This is a genomic window from Elstera sp., from assembly GCF_044372965.1.
Lineage (GTDB): Bacteria > Pseudomonadota > Alphaproteobacteria > Elsterales > Elsteraceae > Elstera.
The window spans coordinates 1-15,265 of sequence record NZ_JBILQX010000078.1 but is presented as its reverse complement, the minus strand read 5'-3'; the positions used below and the strand labels follow the sequence as shown (position 1 = coordinate 15,265).

Annotated in this window: 17 protein-coding genes; 8 read left to right on the top strand and 9 right to left on the bottom strand. The window is 61.9% G+C overall.

Annotation, left to right across the window (positions count from 1 at the left end; translation table 11 throughout):
• Window positions 1-839, top strand: an 839-nt coding sequence (locus ACIQ36_RS11250) for a porin (RefSeq protein ID WP_395829223.1), incomplete at its 5' end; no start/stop codon positions are given.
• A 329-nt stretch (window positions 840-1,168) separates the two neighbouring features.
• Entirely contained in the window at window positions 1,169-1,516 is a 348-nt protein-coding gene (locus ACIQ36_RS11245; RefSeq protein WP_395829221.1) for a hypothetical protein, read from the top strand.
• Between the two features lie 79 nt (window positions 1,517-1,595).
• Here ACIQ36_RS11245 and ACIQ36_RS11240 read toward each other — a convergent pair whose 3' ends face one another.
• The 4 genes from ACIQ36_RS11240 to cysG are packed head-to-tail and all read right to left on the bottom strand — an operon-like array spanning window position 1,596 to window position 5,535.
• Complete coding sequence (locus ACIQ36_RS11240) at window positions 1,596-2,090, bottom strand: DUF934 domain-containing protein (RefSeq protein WP_395829219.1); 495 nt, start codon at window positions 2,088-2,090, stop codon at window positions 1,596-1,598.
• On the bottom strand, window positions 2,077-3,756 hold the full coding sequence (locus tag ACIQ36_RS11235) for a nitrite/sulfite reductase (RefSeq protein WP_395829217.1): 1,680 nt from the start codon (window positions 3,754-3,756) through the stop codon (window positions 2,077-2,079). Before ACIQ36_RS11235 ends, ACIQ36_RS11240 begins: the two co-directional genes overlap by 14 nt.
• Window position 3,757: 1 nt before the next feature.
• A complete protein-coding gene (locus ACIQ36_RS11230; RefSeq protein WP_395829215.1) occupies window positions 3,758-4,120 on the bottom strand; it encodes a DUF2849 domain-containing protein in 363 nt (120 codons plus the stop codon).
• Window positions 4,121-4,131: 11 nt separating this feature from the next.
• On the bottom strand, window positions 4,132-5,535 hold the full coding sequence (gene cysG, locus ACIQ36_RS11225; RefSeq protein WP_395829213.1) for a siroheme synthase CysG: 1,404 nt from the start codon (window positions 5,533-5,535) through the stop codon (window positions 4,132-4,134).
• A 266-nt stretch (window positions 5,536-5,801) separates the two neighbouring features.
• Between cysG and ACIQ36_RS11220 the strand changes: the two genes are divergently transcribed.
• On the top strand, window positions 5,802-6,242 hold the full coding sequence (locus ACIQ36_RS11220) for a c-type cytochrome (protein ID WP_395829211.1): 441 nt from the start codon (window positions 5,802-5,804) through the stop codon (window positions 6,240-6,242).
• 77 nt (window positions 6,243-6,319) lie between these two features.
• On the opposite strand, the gene ACIQ36_RS11215 is transcribed toward ACIQ36_RS11220, so the two are convergent.
• The 3 genes from ACIQ36_RS11215 to ACIQ36_RS11205 form a co-directional block, all read right to left on the bottom strand.
• Window positions 6,320-7,846, bottom strand: a complete 1,527-nt coding sequence (locus tag ACIQ36_RS11215) for a DegQ family serine endoprotease (protein WP_395829209.1) — start codon at window positions 7,844-7,846, stop codon at window positions 6,320-6,322.
• Between the two features lie 167 nt (window positions 7,847-8,013).
• Entirely contained in the window at window positions 8,014-8,322 is a 309-nt protein-coding gene (locus ACIQ36_RS11210; protein WP_395829207.1) for a hypothetical protein, read from the bottom strand.
• A 106-nt stretch (window positions 8,323-8,428) separates the two neighbouring features.
• A complete protein-coding gene (locus ACIQ36_RS11205) occupies window positions 8,429-8,899 on the bottom strand; it encodes a PaaI family thioesterase (RefSeq protein WP_395829205.1) in 471 nt (156 codons plus the stop codon).
• 79 nt (window positions 8,900-8,978) lie between these two features.
• Between ACIQ36_RS11205 and ACIQ36_RS11200 the strand changes: the two genes are divergently transcribed.
• Entirely contained in the window at window positions 8,979-9,434 is a 456-nt protein-coding gene (locus ACIQ36_RS11200) for a MarR family winged helix-turn-helix transcriptional regulator (RefSeq protein WP_395829203.1), read from the top strand.
• Here the strand turns inward: ACIQ36_RS11200 and ctlX are convergent.
• Window positions 9,431-10,369, bottom strand: coding sequence for a citrulline utilization hydrolase CtlX (gene ctlX / locus ACIQ36_RS11195; RefSeq protein WP_395829201.1), 939 nt, complete (start codon window positions 10,367-10,369; stop codon window positions 9,431-9,433). The genes ACIQ36_RS11200 and ctlX overlap by 4 nt on opposite strands.
• Window positions 10,370-10,514: 145 nt before the next feature.
• Between ctlX and ACIQ36_RS11190 the strand changes: the two genes are divergently transcribed.
• Window positions 10,515-10,940, top strand: coding sequence for an Lrp/AsnC family transcriptional regulator (locus ACIQ36_RS11190; protein ID WP_395829199.1), 426 nt, complete (start codon window positions 10,515-10,517; stop codon window positions 10,938-10,940).
• On the opposite strand, the gene ACIQ36_RS11185 is transcribed toward ACIQ36_RS11190, so the two are convergent.
• Entirely contained in the window at window positions 10,937-11,770 is an 834-nt protein-coding gene (locus ACIQ36_RS11185) for a L,D-transpeptidase family protein (RefSeq protein ID WP_395829225.1), read from the bottom strand. The genes ACIQ36_RS11190 and ACIQ36_RS11185 overlap by 4 nt on opposite strands.
• Window positions 11,771-12,055: 285 nt before the next feature.
• On the opposite strand from ACIQ36_RS11185, the gene ACIQ36_RS11180 reads away from it, so the two are divergent.
• The 3 genes from ACIQ36_RS11180 to acnA form a co-directional block, all read left to right on the top strand.
• Window positions 12,056-12,310 (top strand): hypothetical protein, encoded by a 255-nt coding sequence (locus tag ACIQ36_RS11180; protein ID WP_045774520.1) that lies wholly within the window; start codon window positions 12,056-12,058, stop codon window positions 12,308-12,310.
• A gap of 52 nt (window positions 12,311-12,362) precedes the next feature.
• Window positions 12,363-13,553 carry a YbfB/YjiJ family MFS transporter gene (locus ACIQ36_RS11175; RefSeq protein WP_395829197.1) on the top strand — a complete coding sequence of 397 codons (1,191 nt, stop codon included), beginning with the start codon at window positions 12,363-12,365 and terminating at the stop codon, window positions 13,551-13,553.
• 108 nt (window positions 13,554-13,661) lie between these two features.
• A partial coding sequence (acnA, locus tag ACIQ36_RS11170) for an aconitate hydratase AcnA (protein ID WP_395829195.1) occupies window positions 13,662-15,265 on the top strand: 1,604 nt, incomplete at its 3' end.

The following is a 15,265-nucleotide window of genomic DNA, read 5'->3' as shown; positions in this document are numbered from 1 at the left end:
GCCAGGCCAACCAAGACGTCGTTGGTGCCGACACGAAGTTCATTTATATGGGCGGTTCGTGGGGTAAGGTTGAGCTCGGCGACACGCTGGCCGTTGACACCAACCTCGAAGTTCAGGCTCCGTCGGTCGGTATCGGTCAAGCCGATTATGCTTTCGGTCCCTCGACCGGCAACTACAGCTATTACCATGCCAACGAAGGCGAGTTCCACACGAAGGTGGTTTACTACACCCCCGTGTTCTCGGGCTTCCAGGCTGGTATCAGCTACACCCCGGAAAAGGGTTCGGCTGGTCGTGACAACGCTCGTTCGAAGTTCATCACCGGTTCGGGCAACAACTACAATGACCTGATCTCGCTCGGCGCTGCCTACACCGGCAAGTTCAGCGACATTGGCCTGAAAGTCGGCGGCGGCGTGCAGTTCGGCGATGCCAAGGACACTTCGGCAACCGTGAAGAGCACCCTTGGTGATTACTCCGTGTGGCACCTTGGTGCACAGGTCAGCTATGCTGGCTTCACCTTCGGCGGTCACTACTATGACAACGGCGATACCGGCCTGGCCAAGGGCACGGATCAAATCGGCTGGCAGCTCGGCCTGACCTATGTGGTCGGTCCGTGGGGTGTTGGTATCAACTACGCCCGCACCGAAACCGATGTTAAGTCGGGCAAGGACACGACCGATTACGTCGTTGGTATCGGTGGTGCCTACCAGTTGGCCCCCGGCCTGTCGCTGCAGGCTGACATCGTGAAGTTCGAAGCCGAATCGCAGACGACTGGCCTCAAGTCCGGTCAGACGAAGAACGACGGTACGCTCTTCACGTTCCGTACCCGCGTCGATTTCTAATATCGCTTCACAGCGATATGGGATTGGAGAGGGGCTCGCCTCTCTCCCGACCAAAGACAAACCCCGCTTCGGCGGGGTTTGTTGCTTTTTGGGTTCTTGGCCCCGCTTCGGCGGGGTTTGTTGCTTTTTGGGTTCTTGGCCCCGCTTCGGCGGGGTTTGTTGCTTTTTGGGTTCTTGGCCCAGCTTCGGCGGGGTTTGTTGCTTTTTGGGTTCTTGGCCCCGCTTCGGCGGGGTTTGTTAATTTTAGGTGCTTTTGCCCCGGCTTCGAGCGTGCTTTTAAGGCGCGGCCCCTGCTACGCTGCTAGGAGACGCGAGGAGGGAGGCATACCATGATGAAAAGATACGCGGCCCTATGGGCGGGGCTTAGCCTGCTCGGGGCCTGTACGGTGCTGGAGCGTGAGCCGTCCGAGGACGAGCTTGAAGCAGCAATTGCGACCAAATTCCGCGACGTGCGCGCGCTGGCCGCCCTCTTGCCGGGGCTCGAACCCTTCGCCGGGCTGATCGATGTTCAGGCCGCGCGCAAACAAGGCTGCCAAGCGACCGACGACGTGCGCCGCTCTGGCTATCGCTGCACGGTAACGCTGGATGTGAAAACGCCGCTGACAATGCTTCACCCAACCCTGGATCTCCGGTTCATCAAAACCGCCTCGGGCTGGGCGGTGGCCGATTTGTCCTAAACGCTTCACCCTAAAAAAAACCCCCGCAAGAGCGCGGGGGTGGGGGAGTTTGGGTAGGCTTCAGATCATTGCAGCGGGCTCAGGCAAAAGAGCGCCGCCACTTCTGCCCCAGGAGTGGGGACAGGTCGGGCCGGTCGGTCGCCGGTTGATAGACAATGCTGAACTCTTTCAGCGCGGCGGCGATGCGCTCGGCGGCATCCGCCCGATCAATCTCGAAACTGCTGATGCCGCAGCGGCTCATGTAGAGCAGTTGATCGCGCAACACGGCACCCGTCGCGCGGATTTCGCCGGTAAAACCGTAGCGGCCCCGCAGCAGCCGCGCCTGACTATAAGCCCGGCCATCGGTAAACTTGGGAAACTCCAGCGCCACCAGCGCGAGACGCGGCAACTTATCCGAAATCAGCGCCGGATCGAGCGTATTCGGCAGGCGCAGCCCCAGCGGGCCAGTGTGATCGGCCACGTGATCCCATTGATCCAAGCTCACGAGAACCGCGCTGTTCGGAGCGGGTGCGCTCCCCTCTTCCAAAACCTGATAGGGATCGTCGAGCAGGCCTTCGGCATTAACCAGCGGCATAAACGCGCTCCTTAAATGGCGTGGTTCCGACCCGGCGCACGGTCTCGACAAAAGTTTCCTCCGGTGCGGCGCGCAGGGCGAGATAGGCGTCAAAAACCTTATCGATGCCATCGGCCACCGCGTCTTTCGAGAGCGACGGGCCGAGGATAGTGCCGACGGCGGCGCTGCGGGCGGGATCGTCCCCGGCGTGGCCGCCAAGGGTGATTTGATAAAATTCCTCGCCGTTCTTATCGACGCCGAGCAAGCCGATATGGCCGACGTGGTGATGACCGCAGGCATTGATGCAGCCGGAAATCTTGATCTGCACGGGGCCGATCTCTTCCAAGCGCCCGGGCTTTGCCACGCGCGCGGAGATTTCCTGCGCGATGGGGATCGAGCGGGCATTCGCCAGCGCGCAATAATCCAGCCCTGGGCAGGCGATGATATCGGCGGCGGTGTTCAAATGGGCTTCGGCAAAGCCGATGCGCTGCAATTCCGCATAAATCACCGGAAGATCGGCCTTGCGGACGTGCGGCAGAACCAGATTCTGCACATGGGTGACGCGAATTTCATTCTCGCTATAGCGTTCGGCGAGATCGGCCAGGGCGTCCATCTGGTCGGCGGTCGCATCGCCGGGAATCCCGCCCGCCGGTTTCAACGTCACGGTGACGATGGCGTAACCGGTCGCCTTATGGGCGGCGGTATTCGTCTTCACCCAGGCGGCGAAGCCTGTGTCGGACGCGAGTGCGGACTGATAAGCCGCCGGTTCCGCCGGTTGCGGCGCATAGGCCACCGGGGCGAAATGGCTTTCGATACTGGCGATCAACTCGGGCGGCAGGGTGAGCGGATCGGCGCTGCGCGCAGCAAACTCCGCCTCCACCTCCTCGCGCATTTTTTCGATCCCGATTTCCTGCACCAGAATCTTGATGCGGGCTTTATAGATATTGTCGCGCCGCCCATAGCGGTTATAGACGCGCAAAACCGATTCAAGATAGGTCAACAGGTCGCGCTTCGGCAGAAACGCCCGAATAACCTTGCCGATAATCGGGGTACGCCCGAGGCCGCCGCCAACGATAATCTCGAAGCCGGTTTCACCCGCTTCGTTCTTGACCAAGCGAATGCCGATATCGTGAATCTTCACCGCCGCCCGGTCGCTCTCGGCCCCCGTGATGGCGATTTTAAACTTACGGGGCAGAAAGCCAAATTCCGGGTGCAGGGTGGACCATTGCCGAATGATCTCGCCCCAGGGGCGCGGATCTTCGATTTCATCCAAAGCCACCCCGGCGAATTGGTCGGAGGTCACATTGCGAATGCAGTTGCCACTGGTTTGGATAGCGTGCAGATCGGCTTCGGCCAAGAGGGCCAGCGCGTCGGCGGCCTCTTCCAGCTTCACCCAATTATATTGAATGTTCTGGCGCGTGGTGAAATGGCCGTAGCCCTTATCGAACCGGCGCGCAACCTCCGCCAACACGCGCATTTGCCGAGCGTCCAGCGTGCCGTAGGGAATGGCGACGCGCAGCATATAGGCGTGAAGCTGAAGGTAGAGGCCGTTTTGCAGGCGCAAGGGGCGGAACTGCTCTTCCGTTATATCGCCCGCAATGCGCCGCGCCACCTGCCCGCGGAACTGGGCGATGCGTTCGGCCAGAAAGGCCTTGTCGAAATCGTCGTACCGATAAAGCTGGCCCATGTTACGCGGCCTTGGCTTGCGTGAGGCTATCGGGATTGGTGGGAATGGCCACCGTCGGCCCGTCGCCGCGAATCCGCTCGCGCATCGCCAGCGGGCGGGGGCCGTGGGCGGTGGCTTCCGCTTCCACCAGATAGGGGCCAACCAAGGCAGGGTTTTGGGCGGCGATGGCGTGCAGGGCTTCGGCCTCGGCAAGACTATACAGTGGGGCCTCAGCAATCGATAGCGACCAGGCTGGGCCGAATCCGTCTTGCGTTAAGGTAGCGAGATCTTTGCCGGTGAAGAAAATCACCGCGCCGTCGCGCAGGCGATTGGCGGTCAGCAGGCGCGGCGCATCGGAGGTAATTTTACGGGGCGGGACGGACATAAGCTGGACCCTTATTCGGCAGCAAGAGCGGAAATGGACGCGGTTTCGGGGGCATCGCCCCAATAGCGCGATAGGCGCACAACCGAACCGATGATGAGCAGCGTCGGGCCGGTGCCGTGCTGAAGCGCAAGGCGCGGCAGATCGGCCAGAAGCCCGGTCGAAACCTTTTGATCGGGGCGGGTGCCGTTTTCGATCAAGGCAACGGGGGTATCATTCGCATGCCCGGCGTCGATCAACTCTTGCGTAATGCGCGGGGCTTGGGCGAGGCCCATATAGATGGCCACGGTTTTCCCGCCCGCTTGCGGCACGCCCGCGCTGGAGAACGGCACCCCGTCGCGGCCATGGCCGGTGGCCAGCACCAGAGCGGAGGCGTGATCGCGGTGCGTTAGCGGAATTTCGGCGCTGGCAGCGCAGCCGAGGGCGGCGGAAATGCCGGGGATAATCGTAATCGGCAGGCCTGCGGCGCGCACGGCTTCAACCTCTTCCCCGCCCCGCCCGAAGATAAACGGATCGCCGCCTTTAAGGCGCACGACGCGCTTGCCCGCTTGGGCGGATTCGACCAGCAGGCGGCCAATTTGATCTTGCGGGACAGAGTGATGGGCCTTGCGCTTGCCGACGGGCACGCGCTCCGCATCGCGGCGGATGCGGTCGAGAATGGGTTCGGCGACCAGCTCGTCGTAGAAAACGATATCGGCATCCGATAGGGCACGCAGGGCTTTGAGGGTGAGCAACTCGGGATCGCCCGGCCCCGCGCCGACGAGGGCGACCGAGCCGCCTTCGACGGTTCCAGTTTCTAGCAGTTGAGCGGCGGCCTCATCGGCGGCACGTTCTTGACCGTTCAGCACCAGATCGGCAATCGGGCCATCGGAGAACTGCTCCAAGACCCGGCGGCGCGCCGCCGGGTCGCTCACTCGCCCCCGGACGGGGTCTTTCCACCGCTCGATGAAGCGGGCGAGGGGGCCAAGGCGCGCGGGTAGCAGCCGTTCCAGGCGCTCGCGGACGCGGCGGGCGAGAATGGGGGCGCTGCCGCCGGTGCCGATGGCAACCAAAACCGGGTCGCGGTCCACAATCGCCGGCATGAGGAAGCTGGAGAGGGCGGGCTCATCGACGATATTGACGGGCACGCCGACATCTTGGGCGCGGCGGGAGATTTCCCCGTCTTGATCGTCATCGCCGGTCGCGGCGAAAATTACAGCCTGATTGCGGATATCATCTAAGCGGAAGGGGCGGCGCAGCAGAATGATCTCGTCCGTCACGGCGGCGGCTTCGATTTCTGCCGACGGGTCCTTCGCCACGACCGTAATGCGCGCGCCGGTGCGTTTCAGCAGGCGCAGCTTCTGCGTTGCCGCTTCGCCGCCGCCGACAATCAGGGCTTCGCGTTGGTTCAGCGACAAGAAAATCGGCAGGCTGTGCATCGACCCTTCCCCTTTTTACAATCCCGTGCAGGGATTGCGAATTAACGATTCCACAGGTAGGGCTTTCCTGGCGGGGAGTCAATGGGATTTTACAATTAACGTAGGTTTTATGTTTTTTTAACAAAATGCCGCGCGCCTCATGGGGGCAGCGCATTTTAGCCTTATTCTCTGATACACTGTTAAGTGGGCGTGATCTGAACCAGCTTCCTGGCTGATATAACAGGTGCGCCGAACGGGTTTGAGCCAGTCTTTTGGGAGAAAAATCGATGGTTAAGGTCATGGGTCGGGTTGCGGTGGCCATTGTCGCGCTCGGGTTGGTTGCGCCGGTTGCGGTCTATGCGCAAGACGCCATTAAAAACCGCAAGGATGATATGCAGATCCTGCGTAAAAGCGTCGGCGCGATAAAAGGTGTCGTCGATGGCAAAGATGCCGTCGATACGGCCGCGGCCCCCGCCCAAGCCGTTGTCGATGTCGCCAAACGCATGGCGGCGGGTTTCCCGGTGGGCAGCGATCAGGGCGATACCAAAGCGCTTGCCGCGATTTGGACCGACAAGGCCGGGTTCGATGCCGCCGTCGCCAATTTCAACACGGCGGCGGGCGCACTGCTGGTGGCTTCGAACGCGAAGAACCTCGATGGGATCAAAGCGGCCTTCGGCGAAGTCGGTAAAACCTGCGGCGCTTGCCACGATAAATATCGCGGCAAATAAGCAAACGGCGCGCTGTTCAGAGCGCGCCGCTGCGGGATGATAAGGGGCGCTGCGGGAAACCGCCGCGCCCTTCTAATTTAGTCGATGCGGACGGCAACGAAGCGCGTATCGCCCTTGCTGAACAGCGTGAGCAGGACGGTTTTCTTCTTAGCCTCGCGCGCAGCGGTAACTTTGGCGGCGAGATCGCCCGCCGACTTCACCTCTTCCTGATTGACCTCTGTTACTATATCGCCGGGGCGCAGGCCCTTTTCGAAGGCGTTGCTGTCGCCGGTCACATCGGTAATCACGATTCCGGCTTGTCCTTCCGGCAAGCCGAACTTCTCGCGCGTCGCTGCGTCGATGGCCTGAACTTTCAGCCCAAGGCCGCGCACGGTCACGGCGGGTTCGGCGGCGGACGGTTCTTTCGAATCCGTGGCGGTTGCGACTTCTTCGTCCTTCAACTCGCCGACCGTAACCTTGAGTGCTACTTCCTTCTTATTCCGCCAAACGACCATATCGACCGGCTTGCCAATGGGCGTATCGGCGACGATGCGCGGCAGACGGTCTGATTCCGGCACGTCGCGCCCATCGAACTTCAAGATCACGTCGCCCTGTTTCACTTGGGCTTTTGCCGCGGGGCTGCCATCGGTGACGGCACTCACCAGCGCACCGCGCGCCTTATCGAGTCCAAAGCCCGCAGCGACATCGTCATCCAAACGTTGGATTTTCACGCCAAGCCAGCCGCGTTTCACCGCACCGCCGTTTTTGATCTGCTCGATCACCGGGCGGGCGAGGTTGGAGGAAATGGCAAAACCGATGCCGACGCTGCCGCCGTTGGGCGACAGAATGGCCGAGTTCACGCCGATAACCTTGCCGTCCATATCGAACATCGGTCCGCCCGAATTGCCCCGGTTAATCGAGGCATCCGTTTGCAAGAAATCATCGTAAGCGCCCCCCGTAGAACGGTTGCGCGCCGACAAAATGCCCGCCGTGACCGTACCGCCAAGGCCGAAGGGATTGCCGATTGCCATCACCCAATCGCCGATGCGCGCTTTATCGCTATCGCCGAACTGAACGGCGGGTAACGGCTTTGCGCTTTCGACCTTCAGCAAGGCGAGATCGGTTTTCGGGTCGCGGCCAATCAACTTTGCAGAAAGCTCGGTATTATCATGCAGCTTCACGCTGATTTCGTCGGCGCCGTCGATCACGTGATTATTGGTCACGATGAAGCCGGTGCTATCGACGATGAAGCCCGAGCCCAGCGAGGTTTGACGGCGGGGCGCTTGGTTCTGCCCGCCGCGCTGACGGTTCATGAACTCGCGGAAGAACTGCTCGAACGGCGAGCCGGGCGGCAGTTGAAAATCGGGCTCCGCCCCGCCGCCACCGCCATTCCCTTGCGCGCGGACGGGCTTGCTGATCTGGGTGGAGTACACATTCACCACTGAGGGCAGCAGCTTTTCCGCCATATCGGCGAAGCTTTCGGGAGCGCTGCGGGCATAGGCGGGCGGGGCGAGGCTCGGCACCAGAAGGGGGGCACCGGTGACGGCCAGGGCGAGCCCCGCGACGGCGACCACGCGCCGCAACGGCGAGGAGGAGCGGGGAACAGAAGAAAAGGGTGCTGTCATGGCGCAAAACCGTTGTTTGTCGTTGTGTCGAACAGGAAGGTGGGGGCGAGGCCGCCCAAGATAAAGCCCGTTCGCTCTGTCTTGCGGACTATCGCCTCCGATCATGGCCGAATTTCGACTGTTGTGCTACGGCAACAGACCAAAAAAATCTTTTTGCACTGGGAACTTTAGCGGGCAGGCATCGCGGTTTCAGGGCGTTTGGCGTATTGGCCGCAACCGTCGGTCGGCATCGTGAAACGCTTGGTTTCGCCGCGGGCCTTCTTCTGATCGGGAGCGGCTTTAGCCGTACAACGCCCGTAGCCATTATCCTTAGCCCATTGAATGGCGCGCGCAGAAGGAACCTCGCGGCTGGTAATTTTGTCGGGCGCGACCCAATAACGGCAGGCCGAACAATTGTTTACCATGCGCAGCCGCGGAACGGGAATCCGTTCCTGGATCATAAAAAAACTCACCAATCGGTGCCAGAAACTTGCCATAACCCAATCACCCTGCACCCGATTCCCTAAAATAATCCTAAAGCTTAAGGGATCGGGGGGGAATGGCTGTGATACAAGGCTAAGGCACTATTGATACAGGGCGGGTTTATTCACCCGAGAAAATAATGCACGTCGTCGTGGCATGGGCGAGAAGGCGGCCTTTGGTATCGGTGATCTTAGCTTCTGAGGTGCCAATACGCCGCCCGGCCGACAAAATCTTACCTTCTACCGTGAGCAGGCCGGAATCGGGCAAAATGGCGCGCACGAAATTGGCCTTCACTTCCAGCGTCGTATAGCTCTGACCCGCGGTGAGTGTGGAATGAACGGTGCAGGCGAGCACGGTATCGAGCAGGGTTAAGGCATAGCCCGCGTGAATGGTGCCCATCGGGTTCAGAAAATCGGCTTTTGGCGTGGAGGTGAAAACCACGCGGCCATGTTCCGCCACCTCCGGGTGCATGCCCATCACCTGGGCCATTGGCGGCATTGGCAGGTCGCCGCTTTTCATCCGGTGCAGAATTTCAAGGCCGCTGAGCGTGATCGCATCGGCGGGCAGCGGGGCAAAGATCGGCTGGGTCATCGCGGGGGGGCTCGCAAAAAGCTGTGTATGCAGCTATCATGACGGCCTCTTTCCGTAGTCGTCAAGAGGCGCGTTCCCGATGCCCGACCCCAATTACCGCAGCCTTAACGACTGCCTAATGCTCCATCTCCGCAAAGCCACCCGCCGGGCGACGGCGGGGTTCGACCGGGCGCTGTCGCCTCTCGGGTTGACGGCGACTCAATTCGCAATTTTAGGGCACCTCAGTTGGGCGCATGACCGGGGGAAAAGCTGGTCGGTCCAAGGTCTTGCCGACGCCTTGGCGATGGAGGCGAGCAGCCTGACGCGCGCGCTGCAACCCTTGCAGCGGCGCGGGCTGTTAACGATCAATCCCGACCCAGAAGATCGCCGCGCCAAACGCCCGGCAGCCACCCCGGCAGGGCGGGCGCTGTTCGTCGAAGCCTGCCCCGTGTGGGACCGGGTTCATACCGCGCTCCTGGCCCAGGTGGGCGGTCCTGACGCGGCAAAACTGCTTGGGTTGCTCAAGCAGACGGTTGCCGGCGTTGATCTTGGCTAAGCTAAGGCGAGCGCCGGGCGTTTGGCGAGATGGATGCCCGCCAACATGCAGCGCACCGATCCGCCCGCCTGTTCAATGGTGGGGATGCTAAGGGGCAGCAGCCGGGCCTTAGTTTCGATCTGTTGCTTCTGGCTGGCGCCAAGGCTGCCGAGGGCGCGGGTGGAGAGGGCGAGAACTAAGCCGTCTGGCGCTTGAAGCTCCAAGGCGTTGCCCGCGAAATCGCCAATCTGCGCCTCACTCAGCGGCACCAGCGTGCGGCCGCCTGCGGTTAACCGGGCCGCGATTTCGGTCCGCCGGGCGACATCGGGGATCATCTCCAGCCCGACCAAGGCCAAATCGGTGCCGATGCTCATCAACACATTGGTGTGGTAGATCGGCGTGCCGCTCGGGTCCACCGCCTCGAAAGAAATCGGCTCATAGCGGAAATGGGTGCAAAAACGTTCCAGCATCACCGGCGTCATGCGGTGGGACCGAACGGCGTAAGCGACGTGTTCGATATGGTCGAGCACCATCGCGCCCGTGCCTTCCAAGAACACGCCATCGGCCTCCAGCCCGGAATAGTCGATCACGTCCTGAACCCGGTAGTCGCGCTTCAACAGTTCCAGAATATCCCAGCGTCGCTCCGCCCGGCGGTTGGGCGCGAACATCGGATAAACGGCCACATGCCCTCCGGCGTGGGTGGAAAACCAATTGTTCGGAAACACCGAATCGGGGGTTTGCGTGCCGGTATCCTCGAACAGATGCACCGTAATGCCTGCGCGGGTGAGGGTTTCGGCGGCCTCCGAGACCTCCCGGTAAGCTTCGGCGGCCACGGCGGCGGCCGGGCCGAAGCTTTGGCTGACCTGAAAAGCATTATCCGCCGCCGTTACCGGGTTCGGGGTGAAATGATGCGGGCGGATCATCACGACGGCTTGGGGCGATTGGGGGCTGAACATAGCGGCGCGTTCCGGGGCTGAAGAAGACAGCCTTAGGCTAAGGACTCCGCCTGTTCTGGCACAATGTGCAAACTGATGCTGATTTGGGGAAGAGTTGCGCACTATGCTTCTTGCGCTTCAGCAGAATGCACATAAGGAAGAGAACATGCTGCCCCTCGACGATCTCGATCGCCGCCTGATCGCTGCCCTTCAGGCCGATGCCCGCGCCCCCGTGGCGAAACTCGCCGCCGTGCTCGGCCTGTCGCGCAACACGGTGCAAAAGTGCCTGGATAGGCTGGTGGCGAGCGGTACGATCCTGGGCTTCACCGTGCGCGTGCGGGCGGAGCACGCCAGCAACCTTATTCACGCGGTGATGATGATCGAAGTTGCGGGCAAATCCACCAGCGCCGTCATCAAAAGTCTGCGCGGCCTGCCAGAATTGTACGCCTTGCACACGACCAACGGTCACTGGGATCTGGTGGCGGATTTACGCGCCCAATCGCTGGCCGATTTCGACCGCGTGCTGCGGCAGGTGCGCGAAATCGATGGGGTCTTGAACAGCGAAACCAGTTTGCTGCTGACCTCGGCTTAGAGCGCCTTAGTTTCCGGCACGGGCGGGGGCGTGGGGTCGGGCAGTTTCGGCAAGCGGCCTTCGATAACGGTCACTTTCGTGCCGACATCGACCAGTTTGAACACGGCCTCAATATCTTTGGGGAGCATGCGGAAACAGCCGGAGGAGGCGGCCCGGCCAATCGATTGCGGCTCGTTGGTGCCGTGGATGCGGTAATAGGTCCAGCCCAAATCGAGCGCATAAAGCCCCATCGGATTGCGCGGGCCGGGAGGCACCGAGACGGGTAGCTTCGGGTCGCGCCGCCGCATTTCCGGCGTCGGCACCCAGGTGGGATTACGGCGTTTGCGCAAGATTTCGGTCGTGCCGATGGGGATGAGATCGCGCGACCGTCCCACGGCGATGGGAAAGCTACGGCTGCTGCCATCGGCGAGCAAAACGCGCAGTTTTCGGTCGGCCACGGAAATCAGAATCGCCTCGGCGGGGGCACTTGCCTCGGGCTGAGGGGGGGCTTTGGGGACCGGAAGGGCGGCGGGTTTTGGCTGGGCAGGTTTGGCTAAGTCGGACTTCGGCAGATCGGCCTTAGGGATGGCTGCACCCTGAACCGGCTTTTCTGGAATGGGCGGAAGAGGTGCGGGCTCTTGGACGGCAGCCGCGCGCCCCGGCGACGGGCCGAACTCGATGGGGATCACCACGGGGGGCAGGGCGGCGGCGGTGAGCACGCCGAGCGGGCCCGTTTCGGGCAGCAGGCTTGTGGCACTGGTTAAGGGGGCCATCGTTGGCGGGGATGACGCGCCCGCGAGCATCCCCGCGCGGTCCGCCAGAATAAGCCCGAGGCTGGCACCGCCGATCACACCAGCCAATGCCCATAATCCGCGCGTAAAGAGACGAAAACCCCGATCCATACGAAGAATTTTAGCAAGACGACGGGGGTTTTTCTATCCAAAGTGCGGGTTATAGCCCTGTATGACGTATTTTATGACAGTGAGACCGGAAAGGGTGCCGCGCCCGTCAAACCCCCTTGCCAGGGGGGAGGGATTCCGGCAGGGTTTTCGTGTTGCGCCGCACAAGCGAGCACGATTTTAGCCGGGTAAGATATTATAAAATATCGAGCCGGTATATGTGGGAGGGTCACAAAAATGAACAAGGCGCTCGAAGAACTCTACACCAAAGCGTCGGCGATGTATGAGAAGCACCAGGATCAGGAACTCTATGATTACCTGATGACCTTGGCGCGCCACTTGGAAAATGCCGATATGATGAAGCATCAGCTCGGCTATTTGTTGATGCATGCCCGGTCCACCGTCGCCGCTCCGGTTCGCACGGTGCATTTTCAAGAAGCCCTGACGCGCGCGGCGCGGTTCCTTGAAAAAGTTGAACGGGACGATGCGTAAGCACCAGTCTTAGGCGGTAGGAGCGCGCCCGCCCGCGCGCCTCCGAGCTTTTATGACGGCCCCCGTCCCCCAAATTTCGGCCTTTCGGCAGGCTTTGCCCGGAATGGCGGCGTTGATCGTCGGCCATGGTATCGGGCGTTTTGCCTTTACGCCGCTGATTCCTGCCCTGGTCGCCGCCGGTCTCTTCACCGGCCCGCAGGCCGTATGGTTGGGTGCGGCGAACCTTATTGGTTATTTTCTCGGCTCCTTGATTGCGCTGCGGCTCGCGGACCGTTTCGGCGTCGGCTTCGTGCTGCGCGCCTCGGTTGGTGCTGTGCTGCTGGCGACCCTGGCGGGAATCCCGAACTGGGGGCCAGACTGGGGACTCATCTGGCTCGCGCCCTGGCGGATGCTGACGGGCATTTCGGGCGCGCTCATTCTCATTCTCGGCCCCTCGGCCTTGCTTAGCCAAGTGCCGGTTTCCCGGCGGGGCACGATCAGCGGGCTGGTTTTCTGCGGCATCGGTATTGGGATTATTCTGGCCGGAACGGTCGTTCCCTGGCTGGCGCGGATCGACATTGTCGCGGCGTGGCTTGGCCTATCGGCGCTGGCGCTGCTGCTCTGGATTCCGGCCTGGTCTGGCTGGCCAGAAAAGCCTCCGATGGCAGCCCTTCCCAGTGGGCCGGGGCCGCGCTGGACGCTGCCGCTGTTCGCCCTTGCCGCCGCCTATGCCGGGGATGCGATGGGCTTTATCCCCCATACCGTGTTTTGGGTTGATTATATCGCGCGCGGCCTGGGGCATGGCGTTGCGGTCGGCGGCTATTTCTGGGTTCTGTTCGGCATCGGTGCGGCCTTGGGCGTACTGCTGCTCGGGCGGTTGGCCGATAAAATCGGCTTCGGCGCGGCCCTGACGCTGATGTTGGGGGCGAAAGCCTTGGCGATTGCCCTGCCGCTGGTCTCCTCATCCCTGCCCGCCCTGGTGATTTCCAGCCTCATCGTCGGCGCGGCAACCCCCGGTGCGGCCATGCTCACCTCCGGGGTTGCCCTAGAATTGGTAGGGGCGGACGCCCATCGCGGTGCGTGGCGGAAACTCACGCTGATTTTCTCGAGCTTCCAGGCGGTGGCGGGTCAAGCCTTTGCCGCGCTCTTTGCCGCAACGCAAGCTTATGAGGCGATTTTTGCCATCGGGGCGGGTTTACTGGCGCTTTCCACCCTGGCGGCGGGGCTGGCGTGGCGCGGGCAGCGGCTCCACAAGAAAAACTAGGGAAGCCCCCCAGTTCTTCCGTCTTGTTCTGTCACGGATCCGGCGTACACTCGCGCTTCGGAAGGGTTGGGTTCGTCTGAACCCCCGCAACTAATACGGAGAAATCCCGTGACCGTCGGAATCGACACGCTCAAAACCCGTCGCACGCTTAGCGTCGATGGCGTTTCCTTTGATTATTTCAGCCTCGCCGCCCTAGTGGAAACCGGTCACACGAATGTGACCCGCCTGCCGATGTCGCTGAAAGTGCTGCTGGAAAATCTGCTGCGCTACCAGGACGAGCGCACGGTTTCCGTCGCCGACGTCAAATCGCTGGCCGATTGGCAGCCGTCCGGCGAGGAAAAGGAAATCGCCTACCGCCCGGCGCGCGTGCTGATGCAGGATTTCACTGGCGTTCCCGCCGTGGTCGATCTGGCCGCGATGCGCGATGCGATGGTGGCCCTCGGCGGCGATCCGCAGAAGATCAACCCGCTCTCGCCGGTCGATCTCGTGATCGATCACTCGGTGATGGTCGATAACTTCGGCACGGGGCATGCATTTGCCGATAATGTGAAGCTGGAGTTCGAGCGCAATCACGAACGCTACGCTTTCCTGCGCTGGGGCCAATCGGCCTTCAATAATTTCCGCGTCGTGCCGCCCGGCACTGGCATTTGCCATCAGGTGAACGTCGAATATCTGGCGCAAGTGGTGTGGACCGCAACGGAAGACGGCAAGACGGTGGCCTATCCCGACACCTGCGTCGGCACCGATTCGCATACGACGATGGTCAATGGCCTCGCGGTGCTGGGCTGGGGCGTCGGCGGGATCGAAGCGGAAGCGGCCATGCTCGGCCAGCCCGTCTCGATGCTGGTACCCGATGTCGTCGGCTTCAAGCTCACCGGCAAGCTGCCGGAAGGCGCGACCGCGACCGATTTGGTGCTGACTGTTACGCAAATGCTGCGCAAGCTCGGCGTTGTCGGCAAGTTCGTGGAATTCTACGGGCCGGGCCTCGATAACCTGTCGCTGGCCGACCGCTCCACCATCGCCAATATGGCTCCAGAATATGGCGCCACCTGCGGCTTCTTCCCCATCGACGCCGAAACCATTCGCTACCTGAATTTCACGGGCCGTGATGCGGCGCGCGTGAAGCTGGTGGAAGCCTATGCCAAGGCCCAAGGCATGTGGCGCGACGCCACCACGCCGGACCCGGTGTTCACGACGACGCTGGAACTGGATCTCGCCGCAGTGCTGCCGTCGATGGCAGGTCCAAAGCGCCCGCAAGACCGCGTGCTGTTGAGCGATGCCAATACCAGCTTCAGCAAGACCCTGAGCGATTCGGGCGTGCCTGCCGTGCGCAAGGTGGCCGTGGAAGGTTCGAACTACGCGCTGACCGATGGCGATGTGGTTATCACCGCGATCACCTCCTGCACCAATACCTCGAACCCGAGCGTGCTGATTGCCGCCGGTTTGCTGGCGAAAAAGGCGGTGGAACTCGGCCTGGAGCGCAAGCCCTGGGTGAAATCCTCGCTCGCCCCCGGCTCCCAGGTCGTCACCGACTATCTCGATAAGGCGGGCCTGACCCCCTATCTCGATAAGCTCGGCTTCAATCTGGTTGGCTATGGCTGCACCACTTGCATCGGCAACTCCGGCCCGCTGGCCGATCCGATTGCCGCCGCGGTGGAAAAGGGCGATCTCACCGTCGCCGCCGTTCTGTCGGGCAACCGCAACTTTGAAGG